Origin of the sequence: Streptomyces sp. NPDC002476 (assembly GCF_042889785.1) — a bacterium.
GTDB lineage: Bacteria > Actinomycetota > Actinomycetes > Streptomycetales > Streptomycetaceae > Streptomyces.
On sequence record NZ_JBIARH010000001.1, the window covers coordinates 18026 to 38716 of the forward strand.

Below are 20691 nucleotides of genomic sequence, written 5' to 3' on the forward strand. Positions count from 1 at the left end.
ACGGGATGACGTGTACGGGGTTCCGCGCGCGACGCGGTGGGATCAGACGTTGAAGCCCAGCGCGCGCAGCTGTTCCCGCCCGTCGTCCGTGATCTTGTCCGGACCCCACGGCGGCATCCAGACCCAGTTGATCCGCAGCTCGTTGACGATGCCGTCGGTCGCCGACTTCGCCTGGTCCTCGATGACATCGGTCAGCGGACAGGCCGCGGACGTCAGGGTCATGTCGAGGGTGGCGATGTTGGCGTCGTCGATGTGGATGCCGTAGATCAGCCCCAGGTTGACGACATCGATGCCCAGCTCGGGGTCGACGACGTCGTACAGGGCCTCGCGGACCTCCTCCTCGGAGGCCGGCTTGGTCACCGGGGTCTCCTCGGAGGTCACCGGGGTCTCCTCGGAAGTCACCGTGTTCTCGCTCATGCCGTCTTCCCTTCGGACAGCGCCTTCGCCGTCGCGTCCTTCCACGCCATCCAGCTCAGCAGCGCGCACTTCACCCGGGCGGGGTACTTGGAGACACCGGCGAACGCGACGGCGTCCTCCAGCACCTCCTCCATCGCGTCGTCCGGCTCCAGCTGGCCCTTCGACTGCATCAGCTCCAGGAAGGCCTCCTGGATCTTCTGCGCCTCGCCCAGCTCCTTGCCGACCAGGAGGTCGTTCAGCACGGACGCACTGGCCTGGCTGATGGAGCAGCCCTGACCCTCGTACGACACGTCGGCGATGGTCTCGCCGTCGTACTTCACCCGGAGAGTGATCTCGTCGCCGCACGTCGGGTTGACGTGGTGCACCTCGGCGTCGCCGTCCCGCAGGCCGCGCCCGTGGGGGTGCTTGTAGTGGTCCAGGATCACTTCCTGGTACATGGAATCAAGCTTCACCAGTCAAACCCCAGCCGCTCGTCCCTCATCCGAAAAAGTTCCGCACGTGCTCCAGGCCGGCCACCAGGGCATCGACCTCGGCGGGCGTGGAGTACAGATAGAAAGACGCTCGCGTCGTCGCGGGAATTCCGTACCGCAGACAGACCGGCCGTGCGCAGTGGTGTCCGACCCTGACCGCGATGCCCTGCTCGTCGAGCACCTGGCCCACGTCGTGCGGGTGGATGTCGCCGAGCGTGAAGGAGATCGTGGCGCCGCGGTCCTCGGCCGTCGCCGGGCCGATGATCCGCAGGTCGGGGACCTCCAGCAGCCGCTTCACCGCGTACTCGGTGATCGCCTGCTCGTGGCGGTGGATCTTCTCCATGCCGATCGACGAGAGGTAGTCCACGGCCGCGCCGAGGCCGACGGCCTGCGCGATCGGGGGCGTACCGGCCTCGAACTTGTGCGGCGCGGGGGCGTACGTCGACGAGTGCATCGAGACGGTCTCGATCATCTCGCCGCCGCCGAGGAACGGCGGCAGGTCCTCCAGGAGCTCCTGCCGTCCCCAGAGCACGCCGATGCCGGTCGGGCCGACCATCTTGTGGCCGGTGAAGGCCACGAAATCGGCCTGGAGCGCCTGCACGTCGAGCACCATGTGCGGGGCCGCCTGCGAGGCGTCGATGCAGACCAGCGCGCCGACCTGCTGGGCGCGGCGGACGATCTTCTCGACCGGGTTGATCGTGCCCAGGATGTTCGAGACCAGCGTGAAGGTGACGATCTTCGTCTTCTCGGTGATGATCTCGTCGATGTTCGACAGGTCGAGGCGGCCCTCGTCGGTGATGCCGAACCACTTCAGCTTCGCGCCGGTGCGCTGCGAGAGCAGCTGCCAGGGCACGATGTTGGAGTGGTGCTCCATCTCCGTGGTGACGATCTCCGTGTCACGGTCCACCCGGTAGGGCTCGTCCGCCCAGCCGAGCATGTTGGCCACGAGGTTCAGCGACTCGGAGGCGTTCTTGGTGAAGATCACCTCGTCGCGGCTGGGCGCGTTGATGAACGCGGCGACCTTGTCACGGGCGCCCTCGTACAGCGCCGTGGCCTCTTCCGCGATCGTGTACACACCGCGGTGCACGTTGGCGTTGTGGCGCTCGTAGTACTCGTTGAGTGCGTCGAGGACCTGGCGCGGCTTCTGCGAGGTCGCCGCGCTGTCCAGGTAGACGACCTTCTTCCCGTCGTGGACCGTGCGATCCAGCAGGGGGAAGTCCTTGCGGATCGCCTCGGTGTCGAGGAGGCCCGGCAGCTGTGTCACGCGGAAGCGCCACCCTTCACGTATGCCTCGTAGCCCTCGTTCTCCAGCTTGTCGGCGAGCTCGGCACCGCCGGACTCGGCGATGCGGCCGTTGGCGAAGACGTGCACGAAGTCGGGCTTGATGTAGCGGAGGATCCGCGTGTAGTGCGTGATCAGCAGCGTGCCGACCTCGCCGGTCCCGCGGACCCGGTTGACGCCCTCGGAGACGATCCGCAGGGCGTCGACGTCGAGACCGGAGTCGGTCTCGTCGAGGATCGCGACCTTCGGCTTGAGGAGCTCCAGCTGGAGGATCTCGTGGCGCTTCTTCTCACCGCCGGAGAAGCCCTCGTTGACGTTGCGCTCGGCGAAGGCCGGGTCGATCTGGAGCCGTTCCATGGCCTCCTTGACCTCCTTCACCCAGGTGCGCAGCTTGGGCGCCTCGCCGCGGACGGCGGTGGCGGAGGTGCGCAGGAAGTTGGAGACCGAGACGCCGGGGACCTCGACGGGGTACTGCATCGCGAGGAACACGCCCGCGCGGGCGCGCTCGTCGACGGTCATCTCCAGGACGTCCTCGCCGTCCAGGGTCACCGAACCGCTGGTGACCGTGTACTTGGGGTGACCCGCGAGCGAGTACGCGAGGGTGGACTTGCCGGACCCGTTGGGGCCCATGATGGCGTGGGTCTCGCCCTGCTTCACGATCAGGTCGACGCCCTTGAGGATCTCCTTCGTGGCGTTGTCGGCCTCGACGGTGACGTGCAGGTCGCGGATTTCAAGCGTTGCCATGGGTGACTCAGGACTCCTGGGTGACGGAGACGAGCACATCGTCCCCTTCGATCTTGACGGGGTATACGGGGACGGGGCGCGTCGCGGGAAGGCCGGACGGCTTGCCGGTGCGGAGGTCGAAGCTGGAGCCGTGCAGCCAGCACTCGATCATGCAGTCCTCCACCTCTCCCTCGGACAGCGAGACGTTCGCGTGCGAGCAGATGTCGTTGATCGCGAACACCTCGCCCTCGGTACGGACGACGGACACCGGGACGCCGTCGAGCTCCACACGCTTCGGTGTGTCCTCTTCCAGCTCACTGAGCGTGCAGACTTTGACGAAGGCCATCAGACGGACGCCTTCAGCTCGGTCTCGATCTTGTCGAGCAGCCGCGCCTCGACGTCCGGCAGGCCGATCTGCTGGACGAGCTCGGCGAAGAAGCCGCGTACGACGAGCCGACGGGCCTCCTCGGCCGGGATGCCGCGCGCCATCAGGTAGAAGAGCTGCTCGTCGTCGAAGCGGCCGGTCGCGGAGGCGTGGCCGGCGCCGACGATCTCGCCGGTCTCGATCTCCAGGTTCGGCACGGAGTCGACGCGCGCGCCGTCCGTGAGGACGAGGTTGCGGTTCATCTCGTAGGTGTCGGTGCCCTCGGCGGCGGCCCGGATCAGCACGTCGCCGATCCACACCGCGTGCGCGTCGTCGCCCTGGAGCGCGCCCTTGTAGGCGGCGTTGGACTTGCAGTGCGGGGTGTTGTGGTCGACCAGGAGGCGGTGCTCCTGGTGCTGGCCCTTGTCGGTGAAGTACAGGCCGAACAGCTCGGCCTCGCCGCCGGTGCCGGCGTAGCTGACGCGCGGGTGGAGGCGGACGAGGTCGCCGCCGAAGGTGACGACGATCGACTTGAACGAGGCGTCCCGGCCCACCAGGGCGTTGTGCTGGCCGACATGGACCGCGTTCTCGTCCCAGTCCTGCACGGAGACGACGGTGAGCTTCGCGCCGTCGCCGAGGACGTAGTCCACGTTGGCGGCGAGCACCGCGTCACCGGTGTGGTCGATGACGACGACGGCCTCGGCGAAGGCACCCAGCTCCACGACCTGGTGGCCGAAGGCCACCCCGCCCTCGCCGTGCACCGCGATGCGGATCGGCTCGGTGAGCACGGCCTCCTTGGGGACCGTGACCACGGACGCCTGCTCGAAGGAGGAGTACGCCTGGGCGGCGACGCGGTCCACCGGGGTACCGGCCCGGCCGAGCCGGGAGTCGTCGCGGCCGACGGTCTCGACCGTGACGCCCTCGGGGGCCTCGACGGCGACCTTGACGCCGTCGCCGGTGGCCACCGCCGTGCCGTCGTGCAGTCCGCGCAGCCGGTCCAGCGGCGTGAACCGCCACTCCTCCTCGCGGCCGTGCGGGACCGGGAAGTCCGCGACGTCGAAGGACGGCGGCGCGCTCATGCGCGTGGCGACGGTCGATTCGGCGGCCACCGCGATGGAACCGGTGGTGGTGGATCCCGCCGGGATGTTCTGAGCCTCAGCCATGGCTGTCGTAGTGCTCGCTTTCTCAGTGAAGTGTCCGGGGATTCGGTCGTCGGCCGGGTCAGCCGACCGAACCCTCCATCTGCAGCTCGATCAGCCGGTTGAGTTCGAGCGCGTACTCCATCGGCAGTTCCTTGGCGATCGGCTCGACGAAACCGCGCACGATCATCGCCATCGCCTCGAACTCCGTCATACCGCGGCTCATCAGGTAGAACAGCTGGTCCTCGGAGACCTTGGAGACGGTCGCCTCGTGCCCCATGGACACGTCGTCCTCACGGACGTCGACGTACGGGTAGGTGTCGGAGCGCGAGATCGTGTCGACCAGCAGCGCGTCGCAGAGCACGTTCGACTTCGCGCCCGGAGCGCCCTCGCCGATCTCGATCAGACCGCGGTAGGAGGTGCGGCCGCCGCCCCGCGCCACCGACTTGGAGACGATGTTGGAGGAGGTGTTCGGCGCCATGTGGACCATCTTGGCGCCGGCGTCCTGGTGCTGGCCCTCGCCCGCGAAGGCGATGGACAGGGTCTCGCCCTTGGCGTGCTCGCCCATCAGGTAGACGGCCGGGTACTTCATGGTGACCTTGGAGCCGATGTTGCCGTCGACCCACTCCATGGTCGCGCCCTCGTAGGCCACGGCCCGCTTGGTGACCAGGTTGTAGACGTTGTTCGACCAGTTCTGGATCGTCGTGTAGCGGCAGCGGCCGCCCTTCTTCACGATGATCTCGACGACCGCGGAGTGCAGCGAGTCGGAGGAGTAGATCGGGGCGGTGCAGCCCTCGACGTAGTGGACGTACGCGTCCTCGTCGACGATGATCAGCGTCCGCTCGAACTGGCCCATGTTCTCCGTGTTGATACGGAAGTACGCCTGGAGCGGGATGTCGACGTGGACGCCCTTGGGCACGTAGATGAACGAGCCGCCGGACCACACGGCCGTGTTCAGCGAGGCGAACTTGTTGTCGCCGACCGGGATGACGGTGCCGAAGTACTCCTTGAAGAGCTCCGGGTGCTCCTTCAGCGCCGTGTCGGTGTCGAGGAAGATGACGCCCTGCGACTCCAGGTCCTCACGGATCTGGTGGTAGACGACCTCCGACTCGTACTGCGCGGCGACACCGGCGACCAGGCGCTGCTTCTCCGCCTCCGGGATGCCGAGCTTGTCGTAGGTGTTCTTGATGTCCTCGGGCAGGTCCTCCCAGGACTCCGCCTGCTTCTCCGTGGACCGCACGAAGTACTTGATGTTGTCGAAGTCGATGCCCGACAGATCGGAGCCCCAGGTGGGCATGGGCTTCTTGTCGAAGAGCCTGAGGCCCTTGAGGCGCAGCTTCAGCATCCACTCGGGCTCGTTCTTCTTCGCCGAGATGTCGCGGACGACATCCTCGGAGAGCCCGCGCTTGGCCGCGGCGCCTGCCGCGTCGGAGTCGGCCCAGCCGAATTCGTACGTGCCCAGCCCCTCGAGTTCGGGGTGGGCGGTCTCCGTGGGGAGCGTCATGCGGGGTTCCTCCCGGCCTTGCTTGCAGATGCTGAATGAGTGGTCTTCGGTGCTGCGCGGCGACCGCTGCGCGGGATGTACGTCGTGCACACCTCGTCGCCGTGGGCGATGGTGGCCAGACGCTGCACATGCGTACCGAGAAGGCTGGAGAAGAATTCCGTCTCCGCCTCGCACAGCTGCGGATACTGCTCGGCGACATGAGCGACCGGGCAGTGGTGCTGGCACAACTGCTCGCCCTGCTGCGGGCCGGGCGCGCTACGCGCCGTAGCAGCGTACCCGTCGGCGGACAATGCCTTGGCCAACGCCGCGGTGCGCGCATCGGGATCCGCGGCCTCGATCGCCGCCCGGTACGCCTCGGTCTGGGCCGCGATCCTGGCCCGGGCGAAGGCGGCGACCGCGGCCTCGCCCGAGGTCTCGGCGATCCACCCCAGGGCGTCCGCCGCGAGCTTGTCGTAGGACTGGTCGAAGGCGTCCCGTCCGCAGTCGGTCAGGGCGAACGCCTTGGCCGGGCGGCCACGCGTCCGTGCGCCGTAGACCCGCTGCTCACGGGCCTCGACGACGCCGTCCGACGCGAGGGTGTCGAGATGGCGGCGGACCGCGGCCTGGGTGAGACCGAGGCGCTCGGCCAGCTCGGCGACGGTGGACGGGCCGTGGTCCAGGATGGAGCGCGCGACCCTGTTGCGCGTCGAACGCTCGCCGGTCGCGAGTTCCTCCTGGGGTGTCTCCCGCTTGGTCTCGCCGTTTTTCACAACGCCATTGTTGCGTAATTAATCCGGCCCTGACAACCACGGTCCGGAACGATCTACGGTGCGCTTCATCACTTAGGGTGACCTAATCCACCCCGGAGACCGGCCCGGCAACCGGGCCGCGAGCCCCTCCCGACGGGGGTCTGGCCAGACGCCCCCGCGCCCGCCGGGGGCGAAGGGGCAGCCCTTAGACTTACCGGCCATGAAGAGCGAGCCGGTCGTCCAGATCCGCGGGCTGGTGAAGCGGTACGGCCGCAGGGCCGCGGTGGACGGCCTCGACCTGAGCGTCCGCGCCGGTACGGTCACCGCCGTCCTCGGCCCCAACGGCGCCGGCAAGACCACCACCATCGAGACCTGCGAGGGCTACCGCCGCCCCGACGCCGGGACGGTGCGGGTCCTCGGCCTCGACCCGGTCGCGGACGCCGCCCGGCTGCGCCCCCGGATCGGCGTGATGCTCCAGTCCGGTGGCATCTACTCCGGGGCGCGCGCGGACGAGATGCTCCGCCACATGGCGAAGCTCCACGCCCACCCCCTGGACGTCGACGCACTGATCGACCGCCTCGGCCTCGGCACCTGCGGCCGCACCACCTACCGCAGGCTCTCCGGCGGTCAGCAGCAGCGCCTCTCCCTGGCGATGGCCGTGGTGGGCCGCCCCGAGCTGGTCTTCCTCGACGAGCCGACGGCCGGGCTCGACCCGCAGGCCCGGCGCTCCACCTGGGATCTCGTGCGCGAGCTGCGCGCCGACGGCGTGTCCGTCGTCCTGACCACGCACTTCATGGACGAGGCCGAGGAACTCGCCGACGACGTCGCCGTCATCGACGCGGGCAAGGTCATCGCCCAGGGCAGCCCCGAGGCACTCTGCCGCGGCGGCGCCGAGAACACCCTGCGCTTCACCGGCCGCCCCGGCCTCGACCTGGGCTCCCTGCTCAAGACGCTGCCCGACGGCGCGGAGGCGGCCGAGCCCACCCCGGGCACGTACCGCATCACGGCCGACGTCGACCCGCAGCTGCTGGCCACCGTCACCTCCTGGTGCGCGCAGCGCGGGGTGATGCCGTCCGGCATCTCCGTCCAGCGGCACACCCTGGAGGACGTCTTCCTCGAACTGACCGGCAAGGAGCTGCGCGCATGAGCGCCGGTACGTACGCCCCGCGGCCGGGCGCCGCCCCACTCTCCCGGATGATCGCCGCGCAGGCGGCGCTGGAGACGCGGATGCTGCTGCGCAACGGCGAGCAGCTGCTGCTGACCGTGATCATCCCGGCGCTGCTGCTGGTGCTGTTCAGCGTGGTCGACGTCGTGGACACCGGCGCGGGGCGGTCCGTGGACTTCCTGACGCCCGGTGTCCTGGCGCTCGCCGTGATGTCCACGGCCTTCACCGGCCAGGCCATCGCCACCGGCTTCGAGCGGCGCTACGGGGTGCTCAAGCGGCTCGGTGCCTCGCCGCTGCCGCGCTGGGCGCTGATGACCGCCAAGACCCTCTCGGTGCTGGTCACCGAGGTGCTGCAGGTGGTGCTCCTGACGGTGATCGCGTTCGCGCTGGGCTGGTCGCCGCACGGCGACCCGTTCGCCGTGGTGCTGCTGCTGGTGCTCGGCACCGCCGCGTTCTCCGGGCTCGGGCTGCTGATGGCCGGGACGCTGAAGGCGGAGGCCACGCTGGCCGCGGCCAACCTTGTCTTCCTGCTGCTGCTGGTCGGCGGCGGGGTGATCGTGCCGCTGGACAAGTTCCCGGACGCGGTGCAGTCGGCGCTCGGGCTGCTGCCCATCGCGGCCCTGTCGGACGGGCTGCGCGATGTCCTCCAGCACGGTGCCGGGATGCCGTGGGGCGAGCTCGGTGTGCTGGCGGTGTGGGCGGTGCTCGGGCTGGGCGCGGCGGCGAAGTTCTTCCGCTGGGAGTGAGCCGGACGGGTGAGGGAACGCCCCGGTCCGGGTGCTCGACGTGAGCCTTCGGCAGCGCTCCGTCGCCGTTTCGCGCTACTCGTCCCCCTCGTGAAAGCTTGCACAAGCCGCCGCCTACGATGGTGCGCGTGCCCAAGCTGACCCGAGCCGAAGTCGCTCAAGCCGCGCGGAACCCGCTTCTCTACATCGCCGAACGGTGGACGCCGACGGAACGCGTCGTCCGCCGCGCCATCCTGTCGGCCGTCGTCATGTCGGTCGTCATCGTCGTCACCGGCGGTGCGGTACGGCTGACCGGTTCCGGCCTCGGCTGCCCCACCTGGCCCAAGTGCACCGAGGACAGTCTCACCGCGACGAGCGAGATGGGCATCCACGGCGTCATCGAGTTCGGCAACCGCATGCTGACGTACGTCCTGTGCGCGGCGGTCGGCTGGGCGATCATCGCCGCCCGCTCGGCGAAGCCCTGGCGGCGCAGCCTCACCCGGCTCGGCTGGGCCCAGTTCTGGGTGGTCATGGGCAACGCGGTGCTCGGTGGCATCGTGGTGCTGGTCGGCCTCAACCCGTACACGGTCGCGGCGCACTTCCTGCTCTCCACGACGCTGATCACGGTCGCGATGGTGATGTGGCAGCGGGCCGGCGAGGGCGACGAGGCGCCCCGCCCGCTGGTGGGCAAGGCGGTGTCCCAGCTGACCTGGCTGCTCGTGGTGGCCGCGGGACTGCTGATCGCGGTCGGTACGGTCGTCACGGGTGCCGGGCGGCACGCGGGCGACTCCAGCGACGTGCACCGCATCCCGGTCGACTGGAAGATGGTCGCGCAGCTGCACGCCGACCTGGCCTGGGTCGTGGTGGCGCTGGCCGTCGCCCTCTGGTTCGTGCTCAAGGCCGTGGACGCGCCGGCCGGCCCGCGGAGCCGGGCCCGCGACCTGTTCCTGGTGCTGCTGGGGCAGGGCGTGATCGGCTACGTCCAGTACTTCACGGACACCCCGGAGATCCTGGTCGGCCTGCACATGTTCGGTTCGTGTCTGGTGTGGATCGCGGTGGTGCGGGTGCTGCTGTCGCTGCGCGAGCGCCCGGTGGCCGTACCCGCGGCGGCCGGCCCCGCCGTCGGGAAGCCGGAGCCGGCCACCGCGGGCTGAACCGGAACGGGCCTCGTGAGCCCTGTCGGATGTCTGTACGCCGATGCCGGGCGGTCCTTGGTCAAGGGCCGCCCGGCATCGGCGTACAGACGTATCGGGGCCGCTCTCAGCCCTTGTCGGACGGGCCGCCCACCTGGATCCCGGCCATCCGCGTCCACTCGTACGGGCCGGTGCGGACCTTCGCCGCGAGCTCCCCGTCGAAGGACTCGTGCATCGTGATCCCGGCCTTCCGGGCGGCGCTCTCGGCGACCGCGTACGAAGGGGCGACCAGATCGCCCCAGCCGCCGTCCTCACCCACGAGAACGATGCGGGCGCCCATCTGCCCGATGTAGGCGAGCTGTCCCTCCGCGCCGCCGTGCGCCTTGGAGAAGGCACCGATCTGCTTGGCGAGCTTCGCCGCCCTGCGCTCCGCGCGGGCCGCCTGCTTGCCGCTCTCCACCTGGGTCTCAGCCGTCTCTGCCATGGTCAGGATGCTACCGATGGGTAGATCGACGTGCGACGGGCGGGGCACGTGGCGTGGGCCACGTGCCCCGCCCGTCGGCGGGACCGCTTCGGTTCGGAGCGGGGCGGGACTACCTCAGGAAGGGGTCGATCGCCACGGCGAGGAAGAGCAGCGAGACGTAGGTGATCGACCAGTGGAACAGCCGCATCTCCTTGAGCTTCGCGCCGGTCACTCCCGCCTTGGCCCGGTTGAGCAGGGCATGCGCCTCCCAGAGCCAGAAGCCGCCGGTCAGCAGCGCCACCGCGGTGTAGAACCAGCCGGTGTAGCCGAGCGGGGTCAGCAACAGGGAGACGACCACCATCGCCCAGCTGTAGAGCACGATCTGGCGGCCCACCACGCGGTTGGACGCGATCACCGGGAGCATCGGGACCCCGGCGCGGGCGTAGTCGTCCTTGACCTTCATCGAGAGCGGCCAGTAGTGCGGCGGCGTCCAGAAGAACATCACGACGAAGAGGATGACCGCGGCCCACGACATCGAGTTCGTCACGGACGACCAGCCGATGAGGACCGGCATGCAGCCCGCGATGCCGCCCCAGACGATGTTCTGCGCGGTACGCCGCTTCAGCACCAGCGTGTAGCCCACGACGTAGAACAGCAGAGCGCCGAGCGCGAGCGCGGCCGACAGCCAGTTGACCAGCAGCCCGAGCCAGACCGTGGAGACCACCGCGAGGACGAAGCCGAAGGCCAGGCACTCGCGCGGGCTCACCATGCCGGTGACCAGCGGACGCTGCGACGTACGGTGCATCACCGCGTCGATGTCGCGGTCGATGTACATGTTCAACGCGTTGGCGCCGCCCGCGGAGAGGTACCCGCCGATGGTGGTCGTGAGCACGAGCCACAGATCGGGTACGCCTCGGGCCGCCAGGAACATCACCGGCACGGTGGTGATCAGCAGCAACTCGATGATCCGAGGCTTGGTCAGCGCCACGAATGCCTTGACACGGGCCCCGAACGGGCGATGGGCCCCCGGGCTGGGAGTCAAGGCGACCCCTGCGGGTCGGGACTCGACGGCCGTCACGCACACCCCTGACAGAGAAATCCAGCAAGCTCCGGGCGTGAGGGCCCGATAAAGACTTGCGCGAACCAGACCACTGTAGACGTTGGGAACATGCCGTCCTTCGCGGGGGTCGGATCGTGTTGGCGTGGCACGGAAGCGGGGAATCGCGCCCGTCACGGCGGTGTCGAGGCGGCGACGGGCACCCCTCGCGGCGACGCGGGAGGCCCACCGGAGCGGCATACTCCGCACGCCCCCGGGCGCGGTGTTACCCGCGCACCCCGGCGGGACACGCCCACCGGATCGACACGCGGACGGACGGTCCGGCGCATGCACCGGTACGGGACAGGCGCCGGCGGCCTCGCCCGCGGGAGCGGCACGCAAGCCCCGGACGCCTCTCGTCGGAGCGGTCACGGAAGCGCGGAACCCGGCTCACGGGAGCGGCACGGAAGGGCCCTCGCCCGCTCACCGGAGCGGCGCAGAAGTGAGCCCCTGCGCTCATACGGGAGGCGGACCCGCCGGGCCGCCCGCACCCTGGAAAGCAGCGGAAAACGCGCGTTCCGACACAGGTAGGCTCGACCATCCCGGTGCGGTCACAGGCACCGGAATCCCCGGTGCGGTCACAGTCACCGGTTGACAACAGTGGAGAGGAGCCCTGACTCAGGGTGAGCACCAAGCCGACCACCACAGATCTCCAGTGGACCGAAGTGGACCAGCGGGCCGTGGACACCGCTCGCGTCCTCGCCGCCGACGCCGTTCAGAAGGTCGGAAACGGCCACCCGGGCACGGCGATGAGCCTGGCTCCCGCCGCGTACACCCTCTTCCAGAAGGTGATGCGGCACGACCCCGCCGACCCGGAGTGGACGGGCCGCGACCGGTTCGTGCTCTCCGCCGGCCACAGCAGCCTGACCCTCTACATCCAGCTCTACCTGGCCGGCTACGGCCTGGAGCTCGACGATCTCAAGTCCTTCCGGACCTGGGGCTCCAAGACCCCGGGCCACCCCGAGTACGGGCACACCGCGGGCGTGGAGACGACCACGGGCCCCCTGGGCCAGGGCGTCGCCAACGCCGTGGGCATGGCGATGGCCTCCCGCTACGAGCGCGGCCTGTTCGACCCGGAGGCGGCCCCCGGCACCTCCCCGTTCGACCACATGGTGTGGGTCGTCGCGGGTGACGGCTGCCTCCAGGAGGGCATCGCCGCCGAGGCGTCCTCGCTGGCGGGGCACCAGAAGCTCGGCAACCTGGTCCTGCTGTGGGACGACAACCACATCTCGATCGAGGGAGACACGGAGACGGCGGTCTCCGAGGACACCCTGAAGCGGTACGAGGCGTACGGCTGGCACGTCCAGCGCGTCGAGCAGCTGCCCAGCGGCGACCTGGACCCGGCGGGTCTGTACCGGGCGCTGCAGGCCGCCAGGGCCGAGACCGGGCGCCCGTCCTTCATCGCTGCCCGCTCGATCATCGCCTGGCCCGCCCCGAACGCCCAGAACACCGAGGCGTCGCACGGCTCGGCGCTGGGCGAGGAGGAGGTCGCCGCCACGAAGAAGGTCCTCGGCTTCGACCCCGAGAAGTCCTTCGAGGTCTCCGACGAGGTCATCGCGCACACCCGCAAGGCGCTGGACCGCGGCCGTGAGGCCCGGGCCGAGTGGGAGAAGTCCCTCGCCGCGTGGCGCACCGCCGCCCCGGAGCGCGCCGCCGAGTTCGACCGGATCTCCGCCGGCGAGCTGCCCGCGGGCTGGGAGGACAGGCTCCCGGTCTTCGAGCCGGGCAAGAGCGTGGCCACCCGCGCCGCCTCCGGCAAGGTGCTCCAGTCGCTCGGCGAGATCGTCCCCGAGCTGTGGGGCGGCTCCGCCGACCTGGCGGGCTCGAACAACACGACGATCGACAAGACGTCGTCGTTCCTCCCCGTGGGCAACCCGCTGCCCGGCGCGGACCCGTACGGCCGCACGATCCACTTCGGCATCCGCGAGCACGCCATGGCCGCGGCCATGAACGGCATCGCGCTGCACGGCAACACCCGTGTCTACGGCGGCACCTTCCTGGTGTTCTCCGACTACATGCGCAACGCCGTACGGCTCTCCGCGCTGATGCACCTGCCGGTGACGTACGTGTGGACGCACGACTCGATCGGTCTCGGCGAGGACGGCCCGACCCACCAGCCGGTGGAGCACCTGGCCTCGCTGCGCGCCATCCCGGGCCTGAACGTCGTCCGCCCGGCCGACGCCAACGAGACCGCCATCGCGTGGCGCGAGATCATGCGCCGCCACACCAAGGTGTTCGGCAAGGGGACCCCGCACGGTCTGGCGCTGACCCGCCAGGGTGTGCCGACGTACGAGGCGAACGAGGACGCGGCCAAGGGCGGTTACGTGCTCCTGGAGGCCGAAGGGCCCGAAGGGCGGTCCACGTCGCCCCGGGTGCTGCTGATCGGCACGGGCTCCGAGGTTCACCTCGCCGTCGAGGCGCGCGAGGAGCTGCAGGCGGCCGGCATCCCGACCCGTGTGGTGTCGATGCCGTCGGTCGAGTGGTTCGAGGAGCAGGATCAGGCGTACAAGGACAGCGTCCTGCCGCCGTCGGTGAAGGCGCGTGTCGCGGTCGAGGCCGGCATCGGCCTGACCTGGCACCGGTACGTCGGGGACGCCGGCCGGATCGTCTCGCTGGAGCACTTCGGTGCCTCGGCCGACGCCAAGGTCCTCTTCCGCGAGTTCGGCTTCACCGGCGAGCACGTCGCCGCCGCCGCGCGGGAATCTCTCGACGCCGCCGCGCGCTGACGCCCTTATAGAGACAAGTAGGAGATGCAACTCTCATGACAGACGCACTCAAGCGCCTCTCCGACGAGGGTGTGGCGATCTGGCTCGACGACCTGTCGCGCAAGCGGATCACGTCGGGCAATCTGGCCGAACTGATCGACGAGCAGCACGTGGTGGGCGTCACCACCAACCCGTCGATCTTCCAGAAGGCGATTTCGAGCGGTGATGGCTACGAGCAGCAGCTGACCGACCTCGCCACCCGCAAGGTCACCGTCGACGAGGCCATCCGCATGATCACGACGGCCGACGTACGGGACGCGGCGGACATCCTGCGCCCCGTCTTCGACGCCACGGACGGCCAGGACGGCCGGGTCTCCATCGAGGTGGACCCGCGTCTGGCCCACCACACCGCCGCCACCGTCGCCGAGGCCAAGCAGCTGGCCTGGCTGGTGGACCGGCCGAACACGCTCATCAAGATCCCGGCGACGAAGGCCGGTCTCCCGGCGATCACCGAGGTCATCGGCAAGGGCATCAGCGTCAACGTCACATTGATCTTCTCGCTGGAGCGCTACCGCGAGGTCATGGACGCCTACCTGGCGGGTCTGGAGAAGGCCAAGGCGGCGGGCCTGGACCTGTCCAGGATCCACTCGGTGGCGTCGTTCTTCGTGTCCCGGGTGGACACCGAGATCGACAAGCGGCTCGACACGATCGGCACCCCCGAGGCCAAGGCGCTCCGGGGCAAGGCGGCGCTCGCCAACGCCCGCCTCGCCTACGAGGCGTACGAGGAGGTGTTCGGCTCGGAGCGCTGGGCCGCCCTGGACAAGGCGCAGGCCAACAAGCAGCGTCCGCTGTGGGCCTCGACCGGCGTCAAGGACCCCGCGTACAAGGACACCCTGTACGTCGACGAACTGGTCGCCCCCGGCACGGTCAACACCATGCCCGAGGCCACCCTGGACGCCACCGCCGACCACGGGCGGATCACCGGCAACACCATCGCCGGCACGTACGAGCAGGCCCGCGCCGAGCTCGACGCCGTGGCGGAGCTCGGCATCTCCTACGACGACGTCGTCCAGCTGCTGGAGGACGAGGGCGTCGAGAAGTTCGAGACGTCCTGGATCGATCTGCTCAACTCGACCGAGGCGGAGCTCAAGCGCCTCGCCCCTTCGGAGGGCTGACCACCTTGTCTGGTGTTCCCGGAGCCAATCCGCTTCGTGACCCCCAGGATCGACGGCTCCCGCGCATCGCGGGGCCGTCGGGCCTGGTGATCTTCGGCGTCACGGGCGATTTGTCCCGCAAGAAGCTGATGCCCGCCGTCTACGACCTGGCCAACCGCGGCCTGCTGCCGCCGGGCTTCTCGCTCGTCGGTTTCGCGCGCCGGGAGTGGCAGGACGAGGACTTCACACAGGAGGTCCACGACGCCGTCAAGCAGCACGCCCGTACCCCGTTCCGCGAGGAGGTCTGGCAGCAGCTCATCCAGGGGATGCGCTTCGTCCAGGGCAACTTCGACGACGACGAGGCGTTCGAGACGCTGAAGGCGACGATCCACGAGCTCGACGAGGCGCAGGGCACGGGCGGCAACTTCGCCTTCTACCTGTCCGTGCCGCCGAAGTTCTTCCCCAAGGTCGTCCAGCAGCTCAAGAAGCACGGGCTGGCCGACCAGAAGGAGGGTTCCTGGCGGCGTGCCGTCATCGAGAAGCCCTTCGGACACGACCTGCAAAGCGCGCAGGAGCTCAACCGGATCGTGCACGACGTCTTCCCGCCCAACGAGGTCTTCAGGATCGACCACTACCTCGGCAAGGAGACGGTCCAGAACATCCTGGCGCTGCGGTTCGCCAACACGATGTTCGAGCCGATCTGGAACAGGTCGTACGTCGACCACGTCCAGATCACGATGGCCGAGGACATCGGCATCGGCGGCCGGGCCGGTTACTACGACGGCATCGGCGCCGCCCGTGACGTCATCCAGAACCACCTGCTCCAGCTGCTGGCGCTGACCGCGATGGAGGAGCCCGGCTCCTTCCACCCCAAGGCCCTGGTCGCCGAGAAGCTCAAGGTGCTCGCGGCCGTGGAGCTGCCGGAAGACCTGGGCAAGCACACGGTGCGCGGCCAGTACGCGCGCGCCTGGCAGGGCGGCGAGGAGGTCCTCGGCTATCTGGAGGAGGACGGCATCGACCCCGGGTCGACGACCGACACCTTCGCCGCGATCAAGCTGACGATCAACAACCGCCGCTGGGCGGGCGTGCCGTTCTACCTCCGCACCGGAAAGCGGCTCGGCCGCCGGGTCACGGAGATCGCGGTCGTCTTCAAGCGCGCCCCGTATCTCCCGTTCGAGTCCGGCGCGACGGAGGAGCTGGGCGGCAACGCCCTGGTCATCCGGGTCCAGCCGGACGAGGGCGTGACCGTCCGGTTCGGCTCCAAGGTGCCCGGCACCTCGATGGAGGTCCGGGACGTCACGATGGACTTCGCATACGGCGAGTCCTTCACCGAGTCGAGCCCGGAGGCGTACGAGCGGCTCATCCTCGACGTGCTGCTCGGCGACGCCAACCTCTTCCCGCGGCACCAGGAGGTCGAGCTCTCCTGGAACATCCTCGACCCGATCGAGGAGTACTGGACCGAGCACGGCAAGCCCGCGCAGTACCCGGCAGGCACGTGGGGTCCGGCCGAGGCGGACGAGATGCTCGCACGAGACGGACGGAGCTGGCGTCGGCCATGAAGATCGACCTCACGGAGACCACCTCCAGCAAGATCAACCAGGCGCTGGTGTCGGCCCGGCGTGCCATCGGCACCCCGGCCATCGGCATGGTGATGACCCTGGTCATCGTCACCGACGAGGAGAACGCGTACGACGCGCTCAAGGCGGCCGGTGACGCCTCGCACGAGCATCCCTCACGGATCATCGCGGTGATCAAGCGGGCCGCCCGCTCGCCGCGCAGCCGCCGCGACGCCCGGCTCGACGCCGAGGTACGGGTCGGCTCCGACGCGGGCACCGGCGAGACGGTCGTGCTGCGCCTCCACGGCGAGCTGGCCAACCACGCCCAGTCGGTCGTCCTGCCGCTGCTGCTGCCGGATGCCCCGGTCGTGGTCTGGTGGCCGCAGGACGCGCCCGCCGAGCCGGCGAAGGACCCGCTGGGCGCGCTCGCGCAGCGCCGGATCACGGATGCCTACTCGGCCGAGCACCCCTGCGACGAGATCACCCTGCGCGCCCGGTCGTACGCCCCCGGCGACACCGACCTGGCCTGGACCCGCGTCACGCCGTGGCGTTCGATGCTGGCCGCCGCGCTGGACCAGCAGCACGCCGATATCGTCTCGGCGACGGTCGAGGGCGAGTCGGAGAACCCGAGCTGCGAGCTGCTCGCCATGTGGCTGGCGGACCGGCTCGGCGTCCCGGTCGAGCGCACCCAGTCCGACGGTCCCGGCCTGACGGCCGTCCGGATGGAGACCGGGAGCGGTGTCATCGTCCTGGACCGGCCGGACGGTTCGATGGCCACGCTCTCGATGGAGGGCCAGCCGGACCGCGCGGTGGCGCTCAAGCGGCGGGACACCGCCGAACTGCTCGCCGAGGAGCTGCGGCGTCTGGACCCGGACAACACCTATGAGGCGACGGTGAAGTTCGGCGTGGACAAGCTCGGCGGACCGGAGCGGCCGAAGGCGGAGGGCTCGAAGCCCGCCGATCCGAAGTCGGCCGATCCGAAGCCGGCCGACCCGGAGCCCGCCGGGTCCGCCCCCGCCCCGGCCGCCGCGAAGAAGGCCGCGGCCAAGTCCCCGGCCAAGAAGGCGGCGTCGAAGTGAGTGCCCCCCAACTCGTCGTGCACCGCGACAAGGAGCTGATGGCACAGGCCGCCGCGGCCCGGCTGATCACGAAGGTGGTGGACGCCCAGGCCGCGCGCGGTCACGCCTCGGTGGTCCTCACCGGCGGGCGCAACGGCAACGGCCTGCTGGCCGCCCTCGCCGCCGCGCCCGCCCGGGACGCGATCGACTGGACGCGGCTCGACCTGTGGTGGGGCGACGAGCGGTTCCTGCCGGAGGGCGACCCGGAGCGCAATGTCACACAGGCCCGTGAGGCGCTGCTGGACACGGTGCCGCTGGACCCGTCGCGGGTGCACGCCATGCCCGCGTCGGACGGCCCCTGGGGCAACGACGCCGATACGGCGGCGGCCGCGTACGCCGCCGAGCTGGCCGCCGCGGCCGGTCCGGAGGACCACGGGCCGGTGCCGACGTTCGACGTGCTGATGCTGGGCGTCGGCCCGGACACGCATGTCGCGTCGCTCTTCCCGGAGCTGCCCGCGGTACGGGAGACCGAGCGCACCGTCGTCGGTGTGCACGGCGCACCCAAGCCGCCGCCCACCCGCGTCTCGCTGACGCTGCCCGCGATCCGGGCCGCGCGCGAGGTGTGGCTGCTCGCCGCGGGCGAGGACAAGGCGGAGGCCGCGGAGATCGCGCTCTCGGGCGCCGGGGAGATCCAGGCCCCGGCGGCCGGTGCGTACGGACGCGCCCGGACGCTGTGGCTGCTGGACGCGGCGGCGGCCTCGCGGCTGCCGCGCGCCCTGTATCCGCCGGCCTCGTCCTGACCGGTTCCCGGCACCGACGCCCGCGGGCCCGGTCCGCTCCTCGGAGCGACCGGGCCCGCGGGCGTTCCGGGAGGCGGCCGGGCCGAGGACGTACCGGAAGCGGGGCCCTCCTCGCGGTCTCAGCCGGTGGGCGGGGTGCGCTCCAGGAAGGGCTCCAGCAGGCCCGGGACGGCCCGGGAGGCGAAGTCCAGGCCCTCGCTCTCGTCGGCGTCGTACGCCGTGTAGGCGCCCGCCCCGGCGGCCGTGGTCGCGGTGATGCCGATCACGCCGGACCGCCGCTGGAAATATGTCTGCCGGACCGTCCAGCCGATGACACCGGCCCGTTCCAGCGCGGCGGTGGAACGCCTGAGCGTGCCGGACCGGACCACCAGGTAGTCGCCGCTGAGCGCGTGGCCCAGGCCCCGGTAGGCGTCCCGGGCCAGGAACAGCCCGAGCGGCAGCCCCACGACCGCGCAGGCGAGCGCCGCCCACAGCAGGACGGGGGTCAGCAGCAGCCCCAGCGCGACCAGGACGAGCACGGGCACGGCGGCGGCCCACAGGGCCCGGCGCAGCCGCCGCCCGCGCGCGGCCGTGGGGTGAGCGGTCAGCGCGGCACCGGTCGGGGAGACGGCCTGGCGCAGGACGTCGGCGGCCACCACGTCGGCCACGGACCGGGGCGCGACGGGCAGCAGGGTGTCGTGGTCGCGTTGCTGCTCCTCGTCGTCCTTGGCGAGTCCGGTGGTGATCGCGTCGACCCGGGCGGCACCGAACAGCCGGACGCCGAGCGGTTCGACGAGATCGACACCGCGCAGCCGGCGTTCCTCGATGGAGACGGAACGTGAGGTCAGCAGCCCGCGCCGGATGCGCAGGGTGCCGCCCGGTTCGCGCTCCAGCCGGTAGTTCCACCACATCTCGATCCACAGACCGAGCGCGCCGACGACACCGGCGGCCAGCACGGCGAGGGCGACGACCCCGATCACGGCCGGCAGCGCGGTGTCCCGGAACCGGTCGCCGACCCAGCCGATGACCTCGCCCTGCGCCCCGAACCAGTCGCTGACCTGCATCACCGCACCGGCCGCCGCGCCGCCGAGCGCCGGGGCGACGAACGACACCGGCGCGTAGCGGATCCAGCGCGGGTCCAGGACGGCGAGCTCGCCCTCGCGATGAGTGCCCGGGGCGCCCGTGTCCGCGCGCTCCAGCAGTTCGCGGCGGAGCCGTTCGCCCTCGGCCCGGGCGACCGGGTCGAGTTCCAGGGTGGAGTCGTTGCCGGAGTGCTCGCCGGTGCCGATGCGGACGGTGACCAGGCCGAGGACCCGTTGCAGCAGATGGGCGGTGAGATCGACGCTGCGGACGCGCTCACGGGCCAGCGAGCGCTTCTTGACCATGAGCAGCCCCGTGTGGAGCTCGACCCGTTCGGCACCGACGCGGTAACGGGTGCGGCGCCACCGCACGTAGTCGCCCGCCGCGGCGCAGCCGACCAGCGCGAGGGCACCGGCCACCACCAGGGCCACCGCCGTCCCGAACCCGAACCGCCCGGAGAGCCCGAGCGTGACGGGCACGGACGCGCCGACCGCGACACCGGCCGTGAGCAACGCGCTGACGAAGACCGTGCGCCGGTCCAGCCGCCGCCAGTCGGTGCCGTCGGCGGTCACCGTCACCGCGCCGGTGGCATCGGTGCCGACGCCGTCGTCGCCCGCTCCGGGCGGCGGAACGGTCGCCTCCGTGCTCATGTGGCGTCCCCGGGGGTGTCCTGGGTGATCCTGGTCAGGCGTTCGGCCAGCTCGGCCGCCGACGCGTGACCCAGCCCCGCGATCCGTACCGCGCCCTTGGACGAGGCGGTGGTCACGGTGACGGTGGCAAGCCGGTAGAGCTGTTCGAGCGGTCCGCGCACGGTGTCCACGGTCTGGATGCGGGACATCGGGGCGATCCGCCACTCCTGCCACAGGACGCCCGTCCTGACGTAGACGGCTTCGTCGGTGACCTCCCAGCGGTGGGTACGGAACCACCAGAGCGGGAAGAGGACGGCGCAGCCGACACCGAGCACGGCGAGAACCGCGGCGGGCAGCAGCAGCCAGAACCTGGCGGGCTCGATGAACACGCCCAGTACGACGAGGACCACCACCGGCAGCGCGGTCAGCAGCAGCCATTGGGCGCGCCACCAGTCGACCGCCCTCGGGTCAAGGGTGTTGTTCGGCGGCCTCAGCCGCACCGTCCGCTCCCCCACGCTCACC

Annotated in this window: 20 protein-coding genes; 8 read left to right on the forward strand and 12 right to left on the reverse strand. The window is 70.5% G+C overall.

The genetic code is table 11. The features are described 5' to 3' along the window. Positions 1-42 precede the first annotated feature (42 nt). Genes ACFYXM_RS00070 through ACFYXM_RS00105 form a run of 8 tightly spaced genes read right to left on the reverse strand, consistent with a single transcriptional unit; the run spans position 43 to position 6647 of the window. Positions 43-417 carry a metal-sulfur cluster assembly factor gene (locus ACFYXM_RS00070; protein WP_384419208.1) on the reverse strand — a complete coding sequence of 125 codons (375 nt, stop codon included), beginning with the start codon at positions 415-417 and terminating at the stop codon, positions 43-45. After that, on the reverse strand, positions 414-869 hold the full coding sequence (gene sufU, locus ACFYXM_RS00075; RefSeq protein ID WP_389285356.1) for a Fe-S cluster assembly sulfur transfer protein SufU: 456 nt from the start codon (positions 867-869) through the stop codon (positions 414-416). The genes ACFYXM_RS00070 and sufU overlap by 4 nt, the downstream gene beginning before the upstream one ends. 25 nt (positions 870-894) lie before the next feature. After that, complete coding sequence (locus ACFYXM_RS00080; RefSeq protein ID WP_389285358.1) at positions 895-2151, reverse strand: cysteine desulfurase; 1257 nt, start codon at positions 2149-2151, stop codon at positions 895-897. Beyond that, a complete protein-coding gene (sufC, locus tag ACFYXM_RS00085) occupies positions 2148-2912 on the reverse strand; it encodes a Fe-S cluster assembly ATPase SufC (RefSeq protein ID WP_389285360.1) in 765 nt (254 codons plus the stop codon). Before sufC ends, ACFYXM_RS00080 begins: the two co-directional genes overlap by 4 nt. A 7-nt stretch (positions 2913-2919) precedes the next feature. Beyond that, positions 2920-3237 (reverse strand): bifunctional 3-phenylpropionate/cinnamic acid dioxygenase ferredoxin subunit, encoded by a 318-nt coding sequence (locus tag ACFYXM_RS00090; protein ID WP_073788547.1) that lies wholly within the window; start codon positions 3235-3237, stop codon positions 2920-2922. Beyond that, positions 3237-4418, reverse strand: coding sequence for a Fe-S cluster assembly protein SufD (gene sufD, locus ACFYXM_RS00095; protein WP_389285363.1), 1182 nt, complete (start codon positions 4416-4418; stop codon positions 3237-3239). The genes ACFYXM_RS00090 and sufD overlap by 1 nt, the downstream gene beginning before the upstream one ends. Before the next feature lie 58 nt (positions 4419-4476). After that, positions 4477-5898: a Fe-S cluster assembly protein SufB gene (gene sufB / locus ACFYXM_RS00100; RefSeq protein WP_073788551.1), complete on the reverse strand. Its 1422-nt coding sequence runs from the start codon at positions 5896-5898 to the stop codon at positions 4477-4479. Next, positions 5895-6647 carry a helix-turn-helix transcriptional regulator gene (locus tag ACFYXM_RS00105; RefSeq protein ID WP_389285365.1) on the reverse strand — a complete coding sequence of 251 codons (753 nt, stop codon included), beginning with the start codon at positions 6645-6647 and terminating at the stop codon, positions 5895-5897. The genes sufB and ACFYXM_RS00105 overlap by 4 nt, the downstream gene beginning before the upstream one ends. Positions 6648-6846: 199 nt before the next feature. On the opposite strand from ACFYXM_RS00105, the gene ACFYXM_RS00110 reads away from it, so the two are divergent. The 3 genes from ACFYXM_RS00110 (at position 6847) to ACFYXM_RS00120 (ending at position 9670) form a co-directional block, all read left to right on the forward strand. After that, entirely contained in the window at positions 6847-7773 is a 927-nt protein-coding gene (locus tag ACFYXM_RS00110) for an ABC transporter ATP-binding protein (RefSeq protein ID WP_389285367.1), read from the forward strand. Next, positions 7770-8537 (forward strand): ABC transporter permease, encoded by a 768-nt coding sequence (locus ACFYXM_RS00115; protein WP_389285368.1) that lies wholly within the window; start codon positions 7770-7772, stop codon positions 8535-8537. Before ACFYXM_RS00110 ends, ACFYXM_RS00115 begins: the two co-directional genes overlap by 4 nt. Before the next feature lie 119 nt (positions 8538-8656). Continuing rightward, positions 8657-9670, forward strand: a complete 1014-nt coding sequence (locus tag ACFYXM_RS00120) for a heme A synthase (protein ID WP_389285370.1) — start codon at positions 8657-8659, stop codon at positions 9668-9670. 106 nt (positions 9671-9776) lie between these two features. Here the strand turns inward: ACFYXM_RS00120 and ACFYXM_RS00125 are convergent, their stop codons facing one another. After that, a complete protein-coding gene (locus ACFYXM_RS00125; RefSeq protein ID WP_389285372.1) occupies positions 9777-10133 on the reverse strand; it encodes a hypothetical protein in 357 nt (118 codons plus the stop codon). Between the two features lie 109 nt (positions 10134-10242). Continuing rightward, positions 10243-11196: a heme o synthase gene (locus ACFYXM_RS00130; protein ID WP_389285374.1), complete on the reverse strand. Its 954-nt coding sequence runs from the start codon at positions 11194-11196 to the stop codon at positions 10243-10245. Between the two features lie 635 nt (positions 11197-11831). Between ACFYXM_RS00130 and tkt the strand changes: the two genes are divergently transcribed. From tkt to pgl, 5 genes are read left to right on the forward strand one after another with little or no spacing between them, the layout of a single operon-like run. Then, complete coding sequence (gene tkt, locus ACFYXM_RS00135; RefSeq protein ID WP_389285376.1) at positions 11832-13934, forward strand: transketolase; 2103 nt, start codon at positions 11832-11834, stop codon at positions 13932-13934. Between the two features lie 35 nt (positions 13935-13969). After that, entirely contained in the window at positions 13970-15088 is a 1119-nt protein-coding gene (tal, locus tag ACFYXM_RS00140) for a transaldolase (RefSeq protein WP_389285378.1), read from the forward strand. Between the two features lie 5 nt (positions 15089-15093). Further along, on the forward strand, positions 15094-16626 hold the full coding sequence (gene zwf / locus ACFYXM_RS00145) for a glucose-6-phosphate dehydrogenase (protein WP_389285380.1): 1533 nt from the start codon (positions 15094-15096) through the stop codon (positions 16624-16626). Beyond that, positions 16623-17702, forward strand: coding sequence for a glucose-6-phosphate dehydrogenase assembly protein OpcA (gene opcA / locus ACFYXM_RS00150; RefSeq protein WP_389285381.1), 1080 nt, complete (start codon positions 16623-16625; stop codon positions 17700-17702). The genes zwf and opcA overlap by 4 nt, the downstream gene beginning before the upstream one ends. Further along, positions 17699-18481 carry a 6-phosphogluconolactonase gene (gene pgl / locus ACFYXM_RS00155; RefSeq protein WP_389285383.1) on the forward strand — a complete coding sequence of 261 codons (783 nt, stop codon included), beginning with the start codon at positions 17699-17701 and terminating at the stop codon, positions 18479-18481. The genes opcA and pgl overlap by 4 nt, the downstream gene beginning before the upstream one ends. 119 nt (positions 18482-18600) lie before the next feature. On the opposite strand, the gene ACFYXM_RS00160 is transcribed toward pgl, so the two are convergent. Then, entirely contained in the window at positions 18601-20190 is a 1590-nt protein-coding gene (locus tag ACFYXM_RS00160) for a PH domain-containing protein (RefSeq protein ID WP_389285384.1), read from the reverse strand. After that, positions 20187-20690 carry a PH domain-containing protein gene (locus ACFYXM_RS00165; RefSeq protein WP_389285386.1) on the reverse strand — a complete coding sequence of 168 codons (504 nt, stop codon included), beginning with the start codon at positions 20688-20690 and terminating at the stop codon, positions 20187-20189. Before ACFYXM_RS00165 ends, ACFYXM_RS00160 begins: the two co-directional genes overlap by 4 nt. Position 20691 lies beyond the last annotated feature (1 nt).